Raw genomic sequence first — 21,011 nt, 5'->3', positions numbered from 1 at the left:
ACTGGATTATTCCAGGCTGCGATCAGCGGTTTTGGTCTTATCGGACATCACATGCCCCGGAGATATAACCAGGTTAGCCCCGGGAAATGCGGGTCTCCGACGCATCTTTCTCGCGCAATATAGCCGGCAAACCGAACAGCAAAAGCAATGCGCAGGCGAGACTCATCGCGCCAATTGCGTAGAGCGCGGGTGTCGTGCTGCCGGTCAGGTCGCGAACCCGTCCAACCATCACCGGACTCACAATGCCGCCAAGTTGTCCAATGGTGTTGATCAGCGCGATGCCGCCTGCCGCGCCCGCCCCCGTGAGGAGCTTTGGCGGCAACGCCCAGAACGCGGGAATTGAAGCCACCACACCCGCTCCCATCACGCCGAGCGCCACGATCAGGAAGCCAGTCTGTTTATCGAAGATTCCTGCCGCGAAAAAACCGATCGCCGCCATCACCAGCAGGCCGCAAACAAACTTGCGGCGCTCGCCCGACGCGTCGGAGAGACGGCCCACCACGACCATCGCGATCGCGCCGCAAATGTAGGGCACGGCCGTCAGGAAACCGATGGTGGTCGGGTTGCGTGTGCCAGCGCTTCGAATGAGTTGCGGCGCCCAGAAATTGAGCCCATACGACGCCACCTGGATCAGGAAATAGATCAGTCCGAGCATCAGGAAACCACGTGTCCTGATTGCATCGAGTAACGAGCTGCCGGCGCCCGAGTGCGGCGCGTGTCGCTGAATACGGCTCGCCAGCAGTGACTTTTCGGAGGCGCTGAGCCAACCCGCATCTTCAATCCGGTCCTTCAGCACCTTGAGTACCAGCAGGCCGAGGACCACGCACGGCAAGCCGCCAAGCAGGAATAACCAGTGCCATCCGCGGATGCCAAGCACGCCGTCCATGTGTCCGAGGACCAGTCCCGACAACGGCGCGCCCACCAGCCCGGAGAAAGCCGAGGCAAGAAACAGCATCGACGTGATGCGGCCGCGATAGCTCGCCGGAAACCACAGCGTGAGGTAGTACAGCACGCCGGGGGCGAAGCCCGCTTCCATTGCGCCGATGATAAAGCGCAGCCCATAGAACTGCCATTCGTTGCCGACCAGCACCATGGCGCTGGTGGCAATTCCCCACGAAATCATGATGCGCGCGATCCAGCGGCGCGCGCCGACCTTGTAAAGCAGCAAGTTGCTCGGGACTTCGAACAATACGTAGCCGATCACGAAGAGGCTGGCGCCGAGACCGTAGGCGGTGTCGGAGAAACCGAGATCGCTTTGCAGTTGAAACTTCGCAAAGCTGATGTTGATGCGATCGAAAAATGCGAACAAATAGCAGATCATGATCAGCGGCATGAGTCGCCACGCGACCTTGCTGATCACCGCTTTCAAGTCGTTTTCGCTGTGTGCCTGCGGTACGGCAGCCGTGGCGTCGAGATCGCTCATGATTGTCTCCTTGCCGGACTGGCCTTGGCGCCGTCCGGTCATATGTGTTCTTTGATGGTGAAAGAAGGGGTGTGTCAGTCGCAGTGCCCGAACTTATTGCACAGCGCCCTCGCTGCGTAACCGTTCGACGTCGCTCGCATTGAAGCCGAGATCCGACAGTACGGAGTCCGTATGTTCGCCCAGCGTCGGTCCTTGCCAACGGACTTCGCCGGGGGTGTCGGAGAGCTTCGGAACAATGCCGGGCATCTTCACCGACACCCCGCCGGGTAACGCGGCGTCAAGCAGCATGTCACGCGCCTGGTAATGCGGGTCCGCAACAATATCGGCGACCGAATAGATCCTGCCGGACGGCACTTCCGCTTTATCGAGCGCGGCGAGCACATCGTCAATCGGATGATGGGTGGTCCACGCGGCGATCGCAGCGTCCAGCATTGCGCTTTGTGCGGCGCGGCCGTCGTTGCGGGCAAGCGCGGGGTCATCGGCGAGATCGGCGCGGCCTATTACGTGCATCAGGCGCTTGAAGATCGGATCGCTGTTGCCCGCGATCACAACAAAAGCGCCGTCTTCGGTGCGATACGTATTCGACGGCGCAATGCCAGGCAACGCACCGCCGCTGCGCTCGCGCACGTGTCCGAGCAAGTCGTATTCGGGAATCAGGCTTTCCATCAGGTTAAAGACGCTTTCGACAAGCGACACGTCCACGACTTGGCCGTCGCCCTGCCCGGTCTTTACGCGCAGGATCGACATCAACGCACCGATCACCCCGTGCAACGAAGCCAGCGAGTCACCGAGCGACACGCCCGCGCGTGCCGGTGCGCCATCGACGTCGCCGGTCGTATAGCGGATGCCGCCCATCGCCTCGCCGATCGCGCCGAAACCTGGACGATCGCGATACGGGCCCGACTGTCCGTATCCGGAGATGCGGACCATCGTGAGTTTGGGATTGATTGCGTGCAGCACGTCCCAGCCAAGGCCGAGTTTTTCGAGCGCGCCGGGACGGAGGTTTTCGATCACGACGTCGGCGTCCGCGGCGAGACGCTTGACGACATCGACACCGTCCGGGGACTTCAGGTTGACGCACACGGATTTCTTGTTGCGCGACTGCAGATACCACCAGAGCGACGTGCCCTCGTGCAGCTTTCGCCATTTACGAAGCGGGTCGCCGTTATCCGGCGCTTCAATCTTGATGACGTCGGCACCGAACTCCCCGAGCATCCGGGCGGCGAACGGCGCCGCTATCAGAGTGCCGATTTCTATGACGCGAATGCCTGCGAGCGGTCCAGCCATGATGCTTGTCTCCCAAAATTTCTAGTCTGGAAGACAGCTTAGGAGCGGGCAACGCGCTGCGTCCAACCGCATTTCGCCAATGACCGTTCGCGAACGGCGAACGCTCAGGCTTCGTTCTGTTCCTGGTGCTCTACGGCGCACAGATGATCGAACAGCATCCGGCTGACTGGCGGGAGCCCGGCAACATCGCGTACCACGACGATCAGGTCGCGCCGGCTCCAGGTTTCATCGAGCGTAACGGCCGTCAGCCCGAGCGGGCGGCCTACTGTATTGAAGACCTTCAGCGGCAGCACGCTGATGCCTAGCCCCGTCTGCACCATGCGGCAGACGCCATCGAAACCCGGCACCTGGATGCGCAACCGCAATGGTTTACCCGCCTGCCGCGCGGCCGTTTGCGTACGCAAATTGATCGAGCTGGCCGCATGGAGACCGACATAGTCGCTATCCAGCGTTTCGATGAACGTGACCTGCTCGCGGCCCGCGAGTGCATGATCTTCGCGCATCACCACGACCAGCGAATCATGCCGGTAATGCGAGACATCGAGGCCGCGTGTATCGGCTTCGCCCGAGCAGATGCCGACATCGGCGAGGCTGTCGGCAATGCCCTGCACCACGCCGCTGCTCGGGCGCTCTTCCAGGTCGAGCTTGATGCGCTCGTTCATCGAGAAGAATGCGCGCAAGTCTTCGGGAAGGAATTCGACGATGGCAGAAAGGTTCGCCATCATGCGGACATAACCGCGCACGCCGGCCGCGTGCTCGGCTAATTCAATGCCAATGTTCTCGACATCGCGCAGCACGCGGCGCGCATGATGCAGCAGCGTTTCGCCTGCGGGCGTGAGCTCCATGCCGCGTGCCCGGCGCACGAACAGCGATGCTCCCACGGCCTGTTCGAGTTCGAGCAAGCGCTTGCTCGCAGCCGATACAGCGATTGCCTCGCGCTCGGCCGCCCGGGTAAGCGTGCCCTCCTCGTAGACCGCGAGGAACAGCTGCAGCGTGGTCAGGTCAAGCCGTCTCAAGAGGTTTTTGAGTGCCATCGGGTGGGTTCGGACGGGTAAGCAAGGTGAACACAAAAGATGCCCGATGTTACCCGAGGCCCGCACCACGCCTTATTCTTGCTTTGCTTCGCTCCACCCGCCGCCGAGAGAACGGTACAGCGCGACCGCTGCCAGCGCGTGCTTACGCTTCGCCTGGTTCAGCGCATCCGAGTCCTCCAGATACGCTTCCTGCGCCGCGAGGACATCGAGGAAACCACTCGCACCGCCCTTATAAAGTTGCGTGGAGAGGCGCAGCGACTGGTCAGAGGATTGCAATGCGTCCTTCAAACGGTCCGCCTGCTCCGATGTGCTGACGAGATCGGTACGTGTGTCTTCCACGTCTTTAAGCGCTTGCAGCATGGTCTGGCGCAAGCGCAGATCGGACTCGCGCATGCGGCTCTGGCTCTGCTCGATGCCCGCTGTAATGCGCCCGGCGTTGAAGATCGGGCTGGTCGCATTGAGTGCCGCGCTAAAGAGGTTATCGGTGAGCGTGGGCAAGCCAAGATACGACGATGCCAGCAAACCGTCGGTCAGTTGCAGCGAGAACTTCGGATAGCGATCCGCTTGCGCGACGCCCACTTCCGCCGCGCGTTGCGTGAGCTCGGCGTAGGCACTGCGGACATCGGGACGGCGCAGCAACGCCTCCGAAGGCAGCATCTGCGGCACGGCGTTTGACGGCGTCGGGATGGTCCCGGGCGTGGCGAGCACGAGGGTATCGACGGATTCAGGCGTGCGCCCCGAGTACACCGCGATCAGGCTGAGCTGATGCTGCACGGTAGCGTCGGCACGCGGCAAGCGCGCTTGCAACTCGCTCAACTGGTTCTGTGCGCGAGTGACGTCAAGTCGCGGCGAAAGCCCGTATTGCATGCGTTCCTGCGTCAGCCGGAGTGCACGTTCCCGGATCGCGATATTGTCCCGCAGGATCTTCTGTTCACTTTGCGCCCAGCGCAGATCCACATACGCCGACGCCGTATTAGCCGCGAGCGCGAGACGCAGCGCATCGACATCGTGTTGACGGCCCGTCAATTGCGCCTGGGCCGCCAGCAGTTCAAGGCGCTCGCCGCCGAATACGTCGGGCGTCCAGCCGAGCGTCAGGCCAAAACCTGCCTGACGAACATAGCCCAGCGGCGGCGGCGTGTTCTGGCGCTCATCCGCTGCGGTCGCGTTCGCGTCAAGCTCCGGCAAAAGCGCCGCGCGACGCTGCGTCGTCACGGCCTGTGCCTGATTTACCCGCTCCAGTGCTGCCTGCACATCCAGGTTCTGGCTCAGCACCGAACTCACCAGCTCATGCAACACGGGATCGCCGAATTGCTCCCACCACGCGGCGGCATCCACGGTGTCTTGGGGAGCGTCGGCGCTCCAGTTTGCGGGCGCTATTGACTGGACAGTCGATGGTAAATCCGCATGGCTCGCGGGTTGCACCGCGCACGCCGCGAGCGTCATGCTCGCTGCCAGTGCCAATAAAATCTTATACATGGTCGATCTCAATGAGCGTCAGGAGAAGGCGGCGCAGCGCCGATAGGCCGCACGAAAAGCACGCTGACGATGCCGACGGCAAAGCACATCGCGAGTACGTAGAAGGTGTCGGAGAAGGTCATCACGAGTGCTTCCCGGAACACCAGCGCGTGCAGGTTGGCGAGGCCCGCGTTAGTCGCGTTGAGCGCATCGCCGGCCACCGATCCCCAGTGCGCGAATTGCCTGGACAAGAACGCTTCGGTCTCCGGACTACCTGTAGTGACGCGTTCGCTGATGCGCAGATAGTGGAAATTCAGCCGGTCGTTGAGCATGGTCGCGCTAACCGCAATGCCGATCGCGCCACCAAGATTACGCATCAGGTTGAACAGGCCGCTCGCGGACTTCAGGCGCGATTGCGGCAGCGAGCCCAGCGCCATGGTTACGATTGGCGGCACGGCGAACTGCTGGCCAATCCCCCGCAGCGCCTGTGGCAGCAGCAGTTGCTGCCAGCCCCAGTCGTTCGTGAGCGGCACGTAGAAATAACATCCCGCACCGAAACACACGAGGCCGAAGAGCAGACACCAGCGCATGTCGACGAGACGCGAGGCGAATGCATAAGCGCCCAGCGCAAGCAACTGAAACACGCCCACCGACAACAACGCAATCCCGATCTGCAGCGAATCCAGTTCACGCACGCGGCTCAGGAACAGCGGCGTGAGAAACACTGCAACGAAGATACCGATACCCGTCACGAACGACAGCAAACAGCCGATCGCGAAGTTCCTGACCGCGAGCGCGCGCAGATCGACAACGGGATCTTTTGCAGTGAACGCGTGCACGAAAAACAGGAAGCCGCAGATGGCGGAAATCCACGTACAGGTGACGATTACATCGTCGCCGAACCAGTTCTTGCGCGGCCCTTCCTCCAGCACATATTCAAGGCAGCCGAGGAACCCCGACATCAACGCGATACCCAGATAGTCGCCCTTCTTCAATAACGACAAGTCGGGTTCGTCGATATGCACGAACTTCGGCACCATGATCGCCACCACCAGTCCCGGCACGAGGTTCAGATAAAACAGCCAGTGCCATGACCATTGCGACGTGATCCATCCGCCGATCACCGGACCGATCGCAGGCGCAAGCGACGCGAGCGCACCGATCGTCGTCGATGCAATCAGCCGCTGCTTGCCGGGAAACAGCACGAACGCCGTGGTGAAGACGGTCGGGATCATTGCTGCACCGAGCGCGCCTTGCAGTCCGCGGAAAATGATCATCGAATTGATGTCCCACGCGAGGCCGCACAGCATGCTCGTGATGGTGAAGCCGACCGCGGAGGCCACGAACAGCCAGCGCGTGGAGAACACTTTGGAGAGCCAGCCGGACATCGGGATCACGAGGATTTCCGCGATCAGGTAGGACGTCTGCACCCACGAAAGTTCGTCCTGGCTAGCCGACAAACCGCCGCCAATATCCTTCAGCGACGACGCCACGATCTGGATGTCCAGCGTCGCCATGAAGAAGCCCAGGCACATCAGCGCGAACGCAAAAACACGCTGCCTGGTGGGCTGATCGGCGGGATTCAGTGGAACGGCGGGGCTCATGAACGGCTCGCGCTGTCGAGGTGTACCTTCACGGTCGCAGAGAGGCCGGCGCGCAGGACGTCCTGCTTGTCCTTCGGTACGTCGAGGCGAATCCGCACTGGCACGCGCTGCACGATCTTCGTGAAGTTGCCGGTCGCGTTCTCAGGCGGCAAGACGCTGAAGGTCGCACCGGTCGCCGGCGCGAGGCTCTCCACATGACCCGGGAAGGTCCCGCTGGCGGCATCGAGTTCAACATCGACGCGATCGCCCACATGCATCTTCTTGAGCTGGTCTTCCTTGAAGTTTGCATCGACCCATAAGCCATCAGTCGGCACGATTGTCAGCAGCGACGCTCCAGTGTTGGCGAGCATGCCCACCCGCGCCGTCCGGTTGCCGACGTATCCATCCACGGGCGAGCGGATGGTCGTGTACTCCACGTTCAGTTCGGCAATGCGCCGCAACGCTTCAGCGGTCGCAACACGTGCACGGGCGTCGTCTATTTGTGCGGCAAGCACGGCGAGTTGCCGCTGCGAAGCGAGCGCCGCTGCGTTGCTGTTATCGAGCGTGGCGCGAGCCTTCAGGAAATCCGCATCGGCGCGTTCGACCACCTGGTTCGATACCGCTTCGTCCTTGACGAGCTGCCGGTAACGCGCCTGGTCCGACGCACTGCGCGTGACTTCTGCAGCCGATGCCCGCACCTGCGCCTGGCTCTGGTTGATCACGGCGCCCTGCAACTGCTGCTTCGCTTCAAGTTCCGCGACGGCGGCGCGCGCGCCCTGCACGTCGGCATTGGCCTGCGCGAGCCGTGCGTCGTAATCGCGTGAGTCGAGCCGGATCAGCACCTGGTTCGCCTTCACGCGCTGGTTATCGGAGACGAGCAGTTCGGTGACGAAACCGTTGACCTTCGGCGCCATCACCGTGACGTTGCCGCCGACATACGCGTCGTCCGTGCTTTGAACGAAACGCAACACGGTGAACCAGTAGGTGGTTGCAGCGGCGATCACGACCACCACCGCGATAATCGCGAGCGGCATCCAGCCGAGTCGGAAAGGCCGCCGTGCTTCGCGCTCAGCCGTCGGCGCGGCAGTGGAGGCAAGCGGCGTGGAAGGTGTGGTCATCGGTGAGTCCTGTTGGTTGCATCGAATGGGTTATGCGGGTGCGTGGCTTTCTTTTCTGACGGGTCACTCGCTGGTCAGGCGAAATAGTTCGCGCCGCAGGCGTGCCGCCTGCCGGCGCCCGAACTTCGCCTCGAATTCTTCTTGCGCTGCCTGCCAGTGCCGCAGCGCGTCGGCCAGCTTGGTCCGGCCGCTTTCGGTCAGCGTCAACTGCAAACGGCGCTGGCAAGGTCCGCCCATCGTCGACATGACAAGCCCGTTGCGCAGCAACGGCTGCAGCACGCGGACCAGGGTCGTGCGCTCCATCACCATGGCCTGCGCGAGTTCCGCCATCGTCATGTCGGCCACGCGATCAAGCGCGGAGACGATGCTGAATTGCGTCGGCGTGATCTGTACCGCCGATAAATGCCGCTCGTATAACTGCGAGATATGACGCGCGGCTTGGCGAACCGCAAAACAATCGTCGTGTCGTGGAGGGCGTGTGTGCATGTGCACAGATTATGTGTGCATATGCACGTAGTCAACCGCTATTGTGCGCATCAATTAATGTCGAATCCGTTAACAATCGAAACGAAATCGATGCGAAATGAAGTTGAAAATTTTTCCGCCCCGCTCAGGTTTCAAAGAATTCCGCAGCGTGTTCGATGAACGCCCGGACCTTCGCCGGCAGCAAGGTGCGGCTGCTGTAAGCCAGGCGGATTTCGATTGCGCCATCGACGATCTCGAAGTCGTCCAGCAGCGACACCAGTTCGCCCGATGCCAGTTCGTCGCGAACCAGCGCGGCCGGCAACACGCCGAGGCCGAAACCTTCCAGCACGAGTTCGCGGTTGAGCACCGCGTTGTTCGATGTCACGTCGGCTTTCAGCGGCACCGTGATCTGTTCGCCGTCATTCAGGCGGAACGTGAGCACGGGCTTGCGGATCGACGCGTGCATGGCGACGAATTCAAGGTCCGCAAGCTCGGACGGATGCGTCGGCCGCTGCTTGCCTTGCAGATACCCAGGCGTCACCACAATGACGAGCGGAATGCGTTCGAGCAGGCGTGTGACGGTGGTGTCACTGGTTAACATGAAGGGCAGCACGACACCAAGGTCGTAGCCGTCCGCCACCAGATCCACCGGACGCTCGGTCAGGGTGACGTCGAGTCCGATCAGCGGGTATCGCCGGCGGAAAGTGGCGATCAGCGGGACCAGCCGGTTCACCGTTGCCGTCGTGTGCGCGACCAGCCGCAGCATGCCGGTCGGACCGCTCATGCGATCCGACGCCTGCGCCTCCAGCGCGTCAAGCTCATCCAGCACGCGGGAGCAGCCCGGGAAGAATTGCTCGGCGGTCTCGGTCAGCGAGATGTGGCGCGTGGTGCGATGAAAGAGCCGGTTGCCCAGCCGCTGCTCGAGCGTGGCGATGGCGCGCGACACCACCGGAGGCGACACGCCAAGCAGGTCAGCGGCGCGCGTGAAGCTTTTCGCCTCCACGACCGCGCGGAACACTTTGAGGCTTGTCACATAGTCCATGTCTCTGAATCCATTGTTCTCGGTCCTTGGCGTGTTGCGCTGGGATTTGCAATTTGCCTTGTGTCGCCAGGCAATGTTGTATCGCAACGCCCAGATTCTCCTGCAAGCCGGACTTTTTTGCCGATCATCGCGTCGCGCTAATGAGGAAACAAGCGGCGCTTCCAAACTATTTTCCCATCCAATGAGAATTGATTTCTTTCTTTGAGAATTGGCGAGAGAAACTTTCGCCATGAAACCGCCGGTCAAATCGTCCTCCGTCATCGACCGCGTCCTCCACGCGCTGACCAGCGTCGCCCGGGCGGGAAGGCCTATCGGCGCGAAGCAGATCGCAGAGGATATTGGTGCGCCGTTGTCCACGGTGTACCGGCTGCTGGGCTCGCTTAAAGCATGGGGCCTCTTGCAGGAACATGCGAATTCCGGCTTGTTCGAACCGGGTCCGTCCAGCGTGCAACTCGCGTGGGGTTTCGATCAGAACGCGCAGCTCGTAACCCAAAGCCGCGACGAAATCAGGGCGCTCGTGCAGCGGACCGGCGAGAGTGTCGGCTTGCTCGTGCCGATCAACGACACAGTCGTCTGCCTCTCGATGGTCGAAAGCGACCAGCCGCTGCGATGCTCGTTCGCGCGCGGCCGCACGCATCCGCTGACACGCGGCGCGTCGGCGAAAGCGCTGCTCGCCTTCCTGCCTGAAGCAGAAGCCGATGCCGTGATCGCCGGCAACACGCTCGACGACCCTGAAAGCGCCGCTGCGCTGCATCTGCAGCTGGAAGATATCCGCCGCCGGCGATTTGCAACGAGCGAGAGTGAAGTCGATATAGGCGTTTGGGGCGTGAGCGCTCCGCTTATATCGGATGCGGGACGACTGGAAGGAACCATCACCTTGATGGCGCCCGTTGCTCGCATTGCAGGACGTGAAGCCGAACTGGCGCAGCTCACGCGCGCGGCAGCAGACCGTATCAGCTACAAACTTTAAACCCCTTAATTCTCACTTCGCGCGTAGTCCAAACTATCCACGCCACTCAAGGAAACCAATATGAAACTGACCCAGATACTTTCCGCCCTCGCGCTCGCCGTTGTAGTCAGCGTGGCCGCCGCGCCCGCCGCCCGCGCCGCCGATGACACCATTCGCGTGGCAACCGACGCGACTTTCCCGCCGCTCGAATTCGTCAAGGACGGCAAGCGCACGGGCTTCGATATCGAGCTGATCGAAGCGTTGGCGAAGACCATGGGCAAGAAAGTGCAATGGGTGGATATCGACTTCAAGGGGCTGATTCCGGGGCTGATCGCGAATCGCTTCGACGTTGCGGCGTCGGGTATCTACATGACGGACGAGCGCCGCAAGGTCGTCGATTTCACCGATCCGTACTACAAGGGTGGTCTTGTCGTGCTGGTGCGCAAGAACGACACATCGATCAAGACACCCGCCGATCTCGACGGCAAGAAAGTCACCGTGCAGGTCGGCACGAAGTCGGTCGCCTTCCTGAAAGACAACTTTCCGAAGGTGCAACGCGTGGAGGTCGAGAAGAACCAGGAGATGTTTGATCTCGTGAACATCGGCCGCGCCGATGCCGCGGTGACCGGCCGCCCTGCCGCTGTCGAATACGCGAAGGTACAGCCCAACGTGCGTGTTCTTGATAAGGGGCTGACGACCGAGCTGTACGGCTTCGCGTTGCGCAAGGACGAAACCGCGCTGACCGCGCAGATGAACAAGGCGTTGCAGACACTGCGCGCTAACGGCACCTACGACGCGCTCGCGACGAAGTGGTTCGGCAAGCAGTAACGCGACAGATCTTACCGGAGAGGAGTAACCGATGACGCTCGATTTTTCGCCCGTGTGGGCAGGCTGGGAAGCACTCGCAACCGGCGCTGCGACGACTATCGAAGTCACGGCTTGTTCGCTCGTACTGGGCTGCGTGCTGGGCCTGTTAGTCGGAATTGGCAGGCTCGCGCCGCAGCGCCGCGTGGTCTATGGCATCTGCACCGCCTATCTCACGTTCATACGCGGTACGCCCTTGCTCGTGCAGCTTTTCATCCTGTTCTTCGGGCTGCCGCAGTTCGGCATCATGCTGCCCGCGTTTGCTTGCGGCGTGCTCGGACTCGGCGTTTATAGCGGCGCGTATGTGTCGGAGATCGTGCGCGGTTCGATTCAATCGGTGGATCGCGGGCAGATGGAAGCCGCAAGATCGCTTGGGATGCCTTATCGAATGTCGATGCGCAAGGTGATCTTGCCGCAAGCGTTCGTGCGCATGATTCCGCCGCTTGGCAATGAGTTTATTGCATTGATCAAGAACTCGGCGCTGGTCTCCTTGCTGACGATCAACGACCTGATGCACGAGGGCGAGAAGATCATCAGCGTGTCGTACCGGTCGCTGGAGGTGTATATCGTAATCGCGTTTATCTACCTGATTCTGACGAGCGCGACGTCACTGGCATTGCGCAAGACAGAAAAAACGCTGCGTGCCGACGGGAGAGTCTGATCATGAGCACAACCCTCAAAGAGCCTATTGTTTCAGTCAGGCAACTGGCGAAGTCGTTCGGGTCCAACCGTGTGTTGAACGGTATCGATATGGACGTCCAGCCCTCTCAGGTGATCGTGGTGATCGGGCCAAGCGGTTCGGGAAAGAGCACGTTCCTGCGCTGTTTGAATGGACTGGAAACGGCCGAAGAGGGCACGGTCCGGATCTGCGGCCATGCGCTAGTTGACAACGGCCGGATGATCGATGAAAACGGCCTGAACCGGATCCGAAAGGACGTCGGCATGGTGTTTCAATCGTTCAACCTGTTCCCGCACCTGACCGTGCTGCAGAACGTCACGCTCGCGCCGCGTTCGCTAGCTCGCGTGAGCGCGGCGGAAGCTGACGCAGAAGCGCGCGCGCTGCTGGCGAAGGTCGGGCTCGGTCATAAGGCCGATGTATATCCGGGCACTTTGTCTGGTGGACAAAAGCAGCGCGTGGCGATTGCACGGGCGCTTGCAATGCATCCGCAAGTCATGCTCTTCGATGAACCCACATCCGCGCTCGATCCCGAACTGGTCGGTGAAGTACTGCAGGTCATGCAGGCGCTGGCGAGCGAAGGCATGACCATGCTGATCGTCACGCATGAGATGAACTTTGCGCGCGATGTGGCGGACACGATCGTGGTGATGGACCATGGCAGCGTGATCGAGGCGGGACCGCCGGAACAGATTTTCGGGGCGCCGCGCGAAGCTCGCACACGCAGCTTCTTGCAAGCGGTCTTGTCGCGCGAACAAGCGGCTTGAGCGGAAGCGCCAAGGCCTCAGGATGCGCCGGACTCGGCCGGCCAGGGCCACCGGCTAAAGCGCGATTCCGGCGTAGGTTCGTCTGACGGTGCGGGCAGCCCTTCGGCAAACCACGCGACCTCGGCTCTACGCTCACTGACATAACGCGCCCACCCTTCCGCGTTTCCTGCAAAAAGATCGTGCTGCACCGTCGATGCCAGCAATGCCCGGTTGAGGTCTTGATCGAGGAGCGTTTTCGGCCACAGGAAAAACGCGGCGGTCGCGCGTTCGTTCACCTGTTGCGGGGTCATGGCGGCATCGAGATATCCGAGCCACGTGAAAGTGGCAAGCGAGTCCTCGCGCGCTATTGCATCGCCGAGTGCGGCGTATCGCTGGCCGCCACGCGACAAGCACGACAGCGCCTCCAGCACATCGCCCAGATGCAGCAATAGCGCACGTCGTTCATAAGCATCTTTCATAACATCTCCAGATTCATTGGTCCGCGCCGATCCATTCGAGAACAAACCAAAGATATCGGCTCACTCGCGGACGCTTGTGTCATTCGTCAGTACGAAGAGAGCATGAAGCGGTCCAGCATACGGTCACGACCGTTCGTACCTACATCGTCAACCGTCCGCTCCGAGCTTCTGAAAGCTCAGGCGATAATCATTCGGCGACACGCCCAGGCGTTGCCTGAACACAATTCGCATGCGGTCCGCCGTGCCGAAACCGCACTCATACGCGATCGTTTTCAATGGCGTCGCGCTGCTTTCCAATGCGTTTCGTGCTGCATCAATACGTGCTTGCTCCACGAAATCATGTGGCGTCACGCTCGTTGCCTCAACAAACGCCCGCGCGAAATTGCGCTCGCTCATGCCCACGATCTGCGCAAGTTTTTCAACCGTCATCCGTTCGCCGATATGCTCCATCACGTAGGCTTGCACCTTCGCGGCCGGCGAGGTTTCATCGGCGGGCGCACTCAAATACGGGCTGAATTGCGACTGACCGCCGCGGCGCTGCGCAAATACCACCAGACGTTTGGCGACAGCGAGCGCGATCCGCGGCCCGTGGTCTTCAGCGACCAGCGAGAGAGCAACATCGATCCCCGCCGTCACGCCCGCCGATGTCACCAGGCTGCCGTCGCGAATATGAATACGGTCGAGCTCAACGCGGGCCAGCGGAAATTGCCGTGCGAGTTGTGGCGCATTTTGCCAGTGCGTCGTGACATAACGGCCATCGATCAGACCGGCGTGACCCAGCGCGAACGCGCCGGTGCAGATAGAACCGTAGCGCTCGCAACGAGAAGCCACGTCACGCAGCCACGTGCTCAGGCGCAAATCGGGGGGATCGAAAGGCAGCCCGGGACCGCCCGCCACGAGGGCGACGTCGTAATGCTGCTGCGGCGCTTCACAAGTAACGTCCGCCAGCATTCGCGTGCCGTTGGACGCGCGCACGGGCACGTTTTCCGCGCTGACCACTGTGATTGCGTAGCCTTCGCCCGGCTCGACGAAACCATTCGCTTCGGCGAATACATCGAGTGGACCGGCGACATCGAGCGCCTGCACTTGCGGAAAAATCGCGATGGCGACGCTACGCATTACGTCTTTCTCCAGTTCCAGGCATTTGATTGCGATCCCATGCGAAAGGGCCAATTTTTCAAGCATTTCACGCACTTGGCAGGAGACGCCGTGCGGTTGGCAGACTTCGACGGACCCATTGCATTGCGGCCGCGGCGACGTCCGGCGACACTGAATTCGTCGTCAACACCCTTTCGTTTCTCCCGATGACCCGCGTCGGACAGCGCATTTTAGCAAGCTGTTCGCGACAACAAGCGCGACATCGAGGACAGCCCAACATTCAAGGAGCATTCAACATGACCACGACCATCGCCGGCATCCACATTCCCGACAGCGCCATGGCGCGCGCCGCAACCGAACTCGTCCGCGATACCGAGCCGGACCTGCTCTATAACCACTCGCGCCGCGTGTTCCTGTTCGGCGCGCTGACCGGCGAGCGTCGCAAACTCGCCTACGACGCGGAATTGCTTTACATCGGCGCGATGTTCCATGACATGGGCCTGATCGATGCGTACAGCAGCACGACTGATCGCTTCGAAGTGGACGGTGCAAACGCCGCACGCGACTTCCTGAAGGGTTACGGCATTAACGAGCACGACATAGAACAAGTGTGGGATTCGATCGCATTGCACACGACGCCGGGCATTCCGCAGCACAAGAAGCCGGTGGTCGCGCTGGTTACGGCGGGCGTGGAGATGGACGTGCTAGGACTCGCCTACGATGAATTCACGGAGTCGCAGCGCAAGCAGGTTATTGCCGTGCATCCGCGTGAGGTGAATTTCAAGGAAGGGATCATCGATGCGTTCGCTCACGGCACGATCAAAAAGCCCGAGACCACGTTCGGCAACGTGAAAGCGGATGTCCTCGCGCTCAAGGACCCCACGTACAAGCGCCTGAATTTCTGCAGCCTGATCCTGAGTTCGTCGTGGAATGACAGCGCGGCCGGCTGCGCTCATTGCAGCGATCCGGCGCATAACCACCAGTGATTCGGCGAGTCTGAATGGAGCCTGAGTGGCCGCGCCTCTACTGGAGCGGCCTGTTTATCGCTAAAACAGATAAGCGTATGGGATTTGGTTCGTTGACGTTGTTGTCAGGGGATTCTAGATTCGGGGTCTAAGCAGGGCTTTTGCGGCGTATTCTCTTGGTACGTCTTGCCGCTTCACCTCAGCGTTCCCGCCCCGAATTGAATTGACGAGTCCCGCGTGACAACCTTATCCCCGCACCAGACCATCGAAATCACACCGTTTGAAGGCGCGCCGCTGGGCGCTGAAGTGACAGGTCTCGACCTGAGTCAGCCCCTTGCCGACGACGATTTCAAGCGCATTCATCAAGCCCATCTCGATCATCACGTGGTCGTGTTCCGCGACCAGCGCATCACGCCCGACCAGCAAATCAGCTTCAGCCGCCGTTTCGGTCCGCTGCAAATCCACGTGCTGCGCCAGTTCCAGTTGACCGGTCACCCGGAGATTCTGATTGTCTCGAACGTGCTCGAAGACGGCAAACCGATCGGTCTCGGCGACGCCGGGCATTTCTGGCATTCGGATCTTTCATACAAGGAAACACCGAGCCTCGGTTCCTTGCTGCATGCGCAGGAATTGCCGGCCGAAGGCGGCGACACGCTGTTCGCCAACATGCATCTGGCATGGGACACGCTGCCGCAAGCACTGCGCGATGCCGTGAAGGGACGCTCGGCCGAGCACACCTATCTGGCGAAATACGCTGAACTGCAAAAGCGCAGCCCGTGGCGCCCCAACCTGTCAGCCGAACAGATCGCGGAAGTAAAACCGGTTGTACATCCGATCGTGCGCACGCATCCGGAAACGGGCCGCAAGGCGCTGTTCGTCAGTGAGCACTTCACCACGCACGTGATCGGCTTGCCGGAAGACGAGAGCCGCGACCTGCTGCAGGCCCTCTTCGAACACAGCGTTCGCGATGAACACATCTACCGCCATGTCTGGCGCGAACACGACCTCGTGTTCTGGGACAACCGCTCGCTCATGCACCTTGCAGCGGGCACGCCGGATCATCTGCGCAGAAAGATGTATCGAACGACGATTGAAGGCGATACGCCGTTCTGAGGGGTCAAGCGCCCTGTCTTAAATCAAACTCCAAAAAAATCTCTTCGGACTTTCAATGCCGCTTTCGCTCTTCTTTCGGCGGGGACCCGGGGGTTCCCGTTCATCGCTGCGCTCGTTCACTGCCGCGTTCCTCTCCGTCTCCGTTGCCCTCTCGTCGTTTGCGGCACCCGCGCCCGCGCGCGCCGAGGGCACGCTCCGTATCGCGGAGCAGTTCGGCGTGGTGTATCTGCTGCTGAACGTTGCGCGTGACCAAAAATTGATCGAACAGGAAGGCAAGAAAGCCGGTGTCGATATCAAGGTGGACTGGCTGAAGTTATCGGGTGGCGCGGCAATCAACGACGCGCTGTTGTCCAATTCCATCGACATCGCGGCTGCAGGCGTCGGCCCGTTGATGACGATCTGGGACCGGACGCACGGCAAGCAGAATGTGAAGGGCGTAGCCTCGCTGGGCAATCTGCCGTACTTCCTGATATCGAATAATCCGAACGTGAAAACCATCGCGGATTTCACGGAGAAGGACCGCATTGCAGTGCCGGCGGTATCGGTGTCGGTGCAATCGCGCGTGCTGCAATTCGCTGCTGCGAAGCGTTGGGGCGACAAGGACTACGATCGTCTCGACAAGCTGACGCAAGCAGTGCCGCACCCCGATGCCGCCGCCGCGATCATTGCCGGCGGGACGGAAATCACCGGGCACTTCGGCAATCCGCCGTTCCAGGAACAGGAACTGGCGGGCAATCCGAAAGCCCATATCGTGCTGAATTCCTACGATGTCCTCGGCGGTCCCGGCTCGTCCACCGTGCTCTACGCGACAGAAAAATTCCACGATAACAATCCTAAGACGTATCACGCGTTCATCGCGGCGCTTGCCGATGCCGCGCGTTTCGTCGCAGCGAATCCAGAAGCGGCTGCCGATATCTATATCCGCGTGAACAACGCCAGGATCGACCGCAAGCTGCTGATCGGGATCATCAAGAACCCGGATACGCAGTTCAAGATCACGCCGCAAAACACCCTTGGGCTTGCCCAGTTCATGTACCGGGTCGGCGCGATCAAGAATCAGCCGAAGACATGGCAAGACTATTTCTTCGCCGATCCGGCCCTTGGGAACGGTAGCTGAATCCGCCTGCTGCATGGCTGCGTGTCATGAACGCCCGCGACGCAGCAGGCGTTTTTTTGACCCTCGCTCCAACATCCGATTGCGGCAATCAAACGGCAAAACCGCCGCTTATGCGTCGGCGTGTTTTGAATATGCCCAATGATTGGTTCACGCGCGCGTGCCGCCCCGCTATGGTCGTGTTTTATGCACGAATGCACAGCCATGGCCGCCAACCCTACCGTTCTATATCCGCCGCCCGGGAGCCGCAATGCTCCCGCGACTAGCGCGAAGCTTCTCACCGTCGATAACGTCAGCCTCGAGTACCGCACCCGCGAGCGCATCGTGCGCGCGACGCATGAAGTCAGCTTCGACGTGTACGGCGGCGACCGCTTCGTGCTGCTCGGCCCATCGGGTTGCGGCAAGTCGACGCTGCTGAAAGCGGTCGCGGGTTTTATCGAACCGACTGCTGGCACCATCCGTATCGACGACAAAATCGTGCGAGGTCCCGGCACTGATCGCATTGTCGTATTCCAGGAATTCGATCAGTTGCCGCCATGGAAAACCGTGCTGCAAAACGTGACCTTTCCATTGCGTGTCGCGAAGAAACTGAGCCGTGCGGAAGCCCGCGAACGGGCCCTGCACTTCCTGGATAAAGTGGGCCTCACCGCTTTCGCCGATGCTTACCCGCACACACTTTCCGGTGGCATGAAACAGCGCGTGGCGATCGCTCGCGCACTCGCGACGCAACCCCGCGTGCTGCTGATGGACGAGCCGTTCGCCGCGCTCGATGCGCTCACGCGCCGCAAGATGCAGGAGGAACTGCTGCGCTTGTGGGAAGAGGCGAGTTTCACGCTGCTGTTCGTCACGCACTCGATTGAAGAAGCGTTGATTGTCGGCAACCGGATATTGCTGTTGACGCCGCATCCCGGCCGCGTGCGCGCCGAATTGAACAGCCATCAATTCACCAAGGACAGCTCGGGGCGCAACGACTTTCAGCAAAGCGTTGCGCGCATTCATCGGCTGCTGTTTGAAGACACGGAGGTGGCTCAATGAGCACGCCGACCATTCCCTCGTTCGACGCTGCCGCGCTCTCGCCACCGGTTCGCGAAGAATACGAACGCATTCCCGAACCGCTGCAGGATGTCGCCGTGGAGGCGCCGTTACCGTTCGGCAAGCGGCTCTCAAATCAGACGTGGTTGCGCAAGACGTTGATCGCCCTGGTGCTGATCGGAATCTGGGAAGTGGCCGCGCGTGCGGTTGGCAACGACCTGCTGCTGCCTACCTTCACCGACACATTGATCGCGTTCGTGCAGGGCATCTGGTCGGGCGAACTCATCGCCAAAACGGCGATCTCCCTGTCCGTGCTGTTGCGAGGGTATCTGCTCGGCGTGGCGCTCGCATTCGTGTTGACATCGCTTGCTGTGTCCACGCGCTTTGGCCGCGACCTGCTGTCCATGTTGACCGCCATGTTCAACCCGTTGCCGTCCATTGCGCTGCTGCCACTGGCGTTGTTGTGGTTCGGCCTGGGCACAGGCAGCCTGCTGTTCGTGCTGGTGCATTCGGTGCTGTGGCCGCTCGCGTTGAACACCTATTCCGGCTTTCAATCGGTACCGGAAACGCTGCGCATGACCGGCCGCAACTACGGACTGAAGGGGCTTCGGCATGTACTGCTGATCCTGGTCCCCGCAGCCTTGCCTTCGATCCTCGCCGGGCTTCGCGTGGGCTGGGCGTTTGCATGGCGAACGTTGATCGCCGCGGAACTGGTATTCGGCGCCAGCTCCGGAAATGGCGGTCTCGGCTGGTACATCTTTCAGAACCGTAACGAGCTATATACGGATCGCGTATTTGCGGGATTGGCAGCGGTGATCGTGATCGGTCTGGTCGTCGAGCACCTTGTCTTCGATACCTTCGAACGGCTTACGGTTCGTCGATGGGGTGTGCAGCGTTAGAGGGGCTTGGGCTGCGAACGAGCTCAAAAAAAGCCCGCCGGGGCGAACCTTGGCGGGCTGAATTCAAAACACGCTTCTAGAATATATTAACCGGGACATTCACCATCAAACGATAAACGTCGCTACTGGAATCCGAGTAGTACGTACCGCCGTGATGATGCATGTAATAGAACTTTGCAGTCGTTCCCTTCAGCTTTCCAGAGCCGAACGTATAAGACGGGATCACACCAAATTCGTAATGGGTGCCATGGACCGGCTCACCATTCTTCCAGTAGAGATCATGCAGTGAGTTCGACGGATCGGCGTATCGATTCGCCATGTCCGACGCATCCGCACCCCAGCCATACGCCGTCCACGCGGTCACTTTCAAACCCGGAACACCGTAACGGCTCATGTTGACCGTATAGCTGAGCGAAAGGGATTTTTCGTGCGGCGCGTTGTAATCAACGTCGAGCGAATTCGCCAGATAATCACCCGCCGATTGCCCGACATAATCGAAGAACTGATTGCTCGCGATCTGCTGGAATCCGACCGCTACCGTATGCGCGTTGTGCGTACCCGAGAGCATCAAGCTATACGCGTGATTATTGATGGACCCTTCGCGACTCTGCCCCACGTCATGCGTGTAGTAATAGGTCAGCCCGCCTGTCCAGCGAATCTGCGATGGATCTCCAATACTGTGCGAGAGCGAAAGATAATATTGATCCCACACATTTTCCGCGCGGCTGCCGTATAACGACACGGCCGTATCGTCATTGGGCGTGTAGTCACCGCCTGCGAACGTGAAGCGGCTGAAGTGAGTCCCGCCGTATTCGGTCGACAACGACGAGACGCTGGTCTGGCCTCGCGCCAGCACCGCGTCCACGCTCCCCGCCTTGAGCGTCAGGTTCTTGATCTCGTCGCTCGCAAGAGAAACACCCCGGTACGTTGGCGGCAATGCGCGGTTATCGTGGGGAACGAGAAAGGGATTATCGAATAACTGTTGACCATATTTAACAACTGTATTCGATACCCGCGCTTTCACGTCCCACACGCCCGGGTAGGTCCAGGCGAGCTGATTTTGACCACTTTGCCCATCGTGATTCAAATGCACGCGGTTACCGGCACCTTGTCCGCCATTCAGCTTGAACGCGCTGAACAGCGAGGCGTCGAAACCTACACCAAATAACCCGCGCGTATACCCCGATTCAAACACCGCCTGATTACCAAGAATCGATGCGTCCTTCTTCTGAATGCCTACTCCTTCGAGGTGTTCGGTATAACTGCGAAACAAAAGATTGAAATGTGAATCTTCGATAAACCCCTGAGACTTCGACTGATTACTGATCGGCGCGTCCGCTTCGGAATTCGGTGGAGAACTAGGCGGCGCCTCGGTATGCCGTGTTGAAACATCATCATCGTCCGCAAAAGCGGGCAGGCTCGGCGAAATCAAACCAGTGAAAACAATTAGAGATAGAGCGATCGAGCGCTTTTGTTGTTTCATTTGCTTGTCTCTTAATTCTTATGGGCAGCGAGTAAAGGACCGATGGCCGTTCTCATATATTTTCAGCGCGAGCGAGAGCACACGCCGAGGTCGGAACGACTCACCGGAGGGTTGTGACGGCAGGAACTACGGGAAACACAGGGACTACGGGTACTACAGGGACTAAGGCGACGACGAAAGTTTCTC

20 protein-coding genes are annotated in these 21,011 nt (G+C 60.4%); 9 read left to right on the top strand and 11 right to left on the bottom strand.

Annotated elements, in window-relative coordinates; translation table 11 throughout:
• Positions 1-73: 73 nt before the first annotated feature.
• The 8 genes from ACSQ83_RS06010 to ACSQ83_RS05975 all read right to left on the bottom strand — a co-directional run bounded on the left by ACSQ83_RS06010 (position 74) and on the right by ACSQ83_RS05975 (position 9,407).
• Positions 74-1,423, bottom strand: coding sequence for an MFS transporter (locus ACSQ83_RS06010; RefSeq protein ID WP_414966716.1), 1,350 nt, complete (start codon positions 1,421-1,423; stop codon positions 74-76).
• Between the two features lie 93 nt (positions 1,424-1,516).
• Complete coding sequence (locus tag ACSQ83_RS06005) at positions 1,517-2,710, bottom strand: CaiB/BaiF CoA transferase family protein (RefSeq protein WP_436227519.1); 1,194 nt, start codon at positions 2,708-2,710, stop codon at positions 1,517-1,519.
• Between the two features lie 104 nt (positions 2,711-2,814).
• Entirely contained in the window at positions 2,815-3,744 is a 930-nt protein-coding gene (locus ACSQ83_RS06000; RefSeq protein ID WP_436227518.1) for a LysR family transcriptional regulator, read from the bottom strand.
• A 72-nt stretch (positions 3,745-3,816) separates the two neighbouring features.
• Positions 3,817-5,220: an efflux transporter outer membrane subunit gene (locus ACSQ83_RS05995; protein ID WP_436227517.1), complete on the bottom strand. Its 1,404-nt coding sequence runs from the start codon at positions 5,218-5,220 to the stop codon at positions 3,817-3,819.
• 8 nt (positions 5,221-5,228) lie between these two features.
• Complete coding sequence (locus tag ACSQ83_RS05990; RefSeq protein WP_436227516.1) at positions 5,229-6,803, bottom strand: DHA2 family efflux MFS transporter permease subunit; 1,575 nt, start codon at positions 6,801-6,803, stop codon at positions 5,229-5,231.
• Positions 6,800-7,900, bottom strand: a complete 1,101-nt coding sequence (locus ACSQ83_RS05985) for an HlyD family secretion protein (RefSeq protein WP_436227515.1) — start codon at positions 7,898-7,900, stop codon at positions 6,800-6,802. The genes ACSQ83_RS05990 and ACSQ83_RS05985 overlap by 4 nt, the downstream gene beginning before the upstream one ends.
• 63 nt (positions 7,901-7,963) lie before the next feature.
• On the bottom strand, positions 7,964-8,386 hold the full coding sequence (locus tag ACSQ83_RS05980) for a MarR family winged helix-turn-helix transcriptional regulator (RefSeq protein WP_414954342.1): 423 nt from the start codon (positions 8,384-8,386) through the stop codon (positions 7,964-7,966).
• A gap of 124 nt (positions 8,387-8,510) precedes the next feature.
• Positions 8,511-9,407, bottom strand: a complete 897-nt coding sequence (locus tag ACSQ83_RS05975) for a LysR family transcriptional regulator (RefSeq protein WP_414954341.1) — start codon at positions 9,405-9,407, stop codon at positions 8,511-8,513.
• Between the two features lie 229 nt (positions 9,408-9,636).
• On the opposite strand from ACSQ83_RS05975, the gene ACSQ83_RS05970 reads away from it, so the two are divergent.
• The 4 genes from ACSQ83_RS05970 to ACSQ83_RS05955 are packed head-to-tail and all read left to right on the top strand — an operon-like array spanning position 9,637 to position 12,663.
• Positions 9,637-10,377 (top strand): IclR family transcriptional regulator, encoded by a 741-nt coding sequence (locus ACSQ83_RS05970; RefSeq protein ID WP_436227514.1) that lies wholly within the window; start codon positions 9,637-9,639, stop codon positions 10,375-10,377.
• A 60-nt stretch (positions 10,378-10,437) separates the two neighbouring features.
• Complete coding sequence (locus ACSQ83_RS05965; protein ID WP_414966721.1) at positions 10,438-11,184, top strand: transporter substrate-binding domain-containing protein; 747 nt, start codon at positions 10,438-10,440, stop codon at positions 11,182-11,184.
• Between the two features lie 31 nt (positions 11,185-11,215).
• Positions 11,216-11,881: an amino acid ABC transporter permease gene (locus ACSQ83_RS05960; protein WP_414954338.1), complete on the top strand. Its 666-nt coding sequence runs from the start codon at positions 11,216-11,218 to the stop codon at positions 11,879-11,881.
• Positions 11,882-11,883: 2 nt separating this feature from the next.
• A complete protein-coding gene (locus tag ACSQ83_RS05955) occupies positions 11,884-12,663 on the top strand; it encodes an amino acid ABC transporter ATP-binding protein (RefSeq protein WP_414954337.1) in 780 nt (259 codons plus the stop codon).
• Between the two features lie 17 nt (positions 12,664-12,680).
• On the opposite strand, the gene ACSQ83_RS05950 is transcribed toward ACSQ83_RS05955, so the two are convergent.
• Entirely contained in the window at positions 12,681-13,121 is a 441-nt protein-coding gene (locus ACSQ83_RS05950; protein WP_436227513.1) for a hypothetical protein, read from the bottom strand.
• Positions 13,122-13,268: 147 nt separating this feature from the next.
• Complete coding sequence (locus ACSQ83_RS05945) at positions 13,269-14,240, bottom strand: GlxA family transcriptional regulator (RefSeq protein ID WP_436227512.1); 972 nt, start codon at positions 14,238-14,240, stop codon at positions 13,269-13,271.
• 275 nt (positions 14,241-14,515) lie between these two features.
• Between ACSQ83_RS05945 and ACSQ83_RS05940 the strand changes: the two genes are divergently transcribed.
• The 5 genes from ACSQ83_RS05940 (at position 14,516) to ACSQ83_RS05920 (ending at position 19,342) form a co-directional block, all read left to right on the top strand.
• Positions 14,516-15,205 carry an HD domain-containing protein gene (locus tag ACSQ83_RS05940; RefSeq protein WP_414954334.1) on the top strand — a complete coding sequence of 230 codons (690 nt, stop codon included), beginning with the start codon at positions 14,516-14,518 and terminating at the stop codon, positions 15,203-15,205.
• Between the two features lie 216 nt (positions 15,206-15,421).
• The gene (locus ACSQ83_RS05935; protein WP_436227511.1) at positions 15,422-16,297 is read left to right on the top strand and encodes a TauD/TfdA dioxygenase family protein; all 876 of its coding nucleotides are present in this window, start codon (positions 15,422-15,424) and stop codon (positions 16,295-16,297) included.
• 55 nt (positions 16,298-16,352) lie between these two features.
• Entirely contained in the window at positions 16,353-17,414 is a 1,062-nt protein-coding gene (locus ACSQ83_RS05930) for an ABC transporter substrate-binding protein (RefSeq protein WP_414966724.1), read from the top strand.
• Between the two features lie 201 nt (positions 17,415-17,615).
• Positions 17,616-18,446, top strand: a complete 831-nt coding sequence (locus tag ACSQ83_RS05925; protein ID WP_436227510.1) for an ABC transporter ATP-binding protein — start codon at positions 17,616-17,618, stop codon at positions 18,444-18,446.
• On the top strand, positions 18,443-19,342 hold the full coding sequence (locus ACSQ83_RS05920; protein WP_414966726.1) for an ABC transporter permease: 900 nt from the start codon (positions 18,443-18,445) through the stop codon (positions 19,340-19,342). The genes ACSQ83_RS05925 and ACSQ83_RS05920 overlap by 4 nt, the downstream gene beginning before the upstream one ends.
• Positions 19,343-19,418: 76 nt before the next feature.
• Here the strand turns inward: ACSQ83_RS05920 and ACSQ83_RS05915 are convergent, their stop codons facing one another.
• Complete coding sequence (locus tag ACSQ83_RS05915) at positions 19,419-20,825, bottom strand: OprD family outer membrane porin (RefSeq protein ID WP_436227509.1); 1,407 nt, start codon at positions 20,823-20,825, stop codon at positions 19,419-19,421.
• Positions 20,826-21,011: the final 186 nt, after the last annotated feature.

It is taken from the genome of Caballeronia sp. LjRoot29, from assembly GCF_964252755.1.
Taxonomy (GTDB): domain Bacteria; phylum Pseudomonadota; class Gammaproteobacteria; order Burkholderiales; family Burkholderiaceae; genus Caballeronia.
Note: the sequence above shows the minus strand (reverse complement) of the source record. Positions and strands in the feature narration are given on the sequence as shown.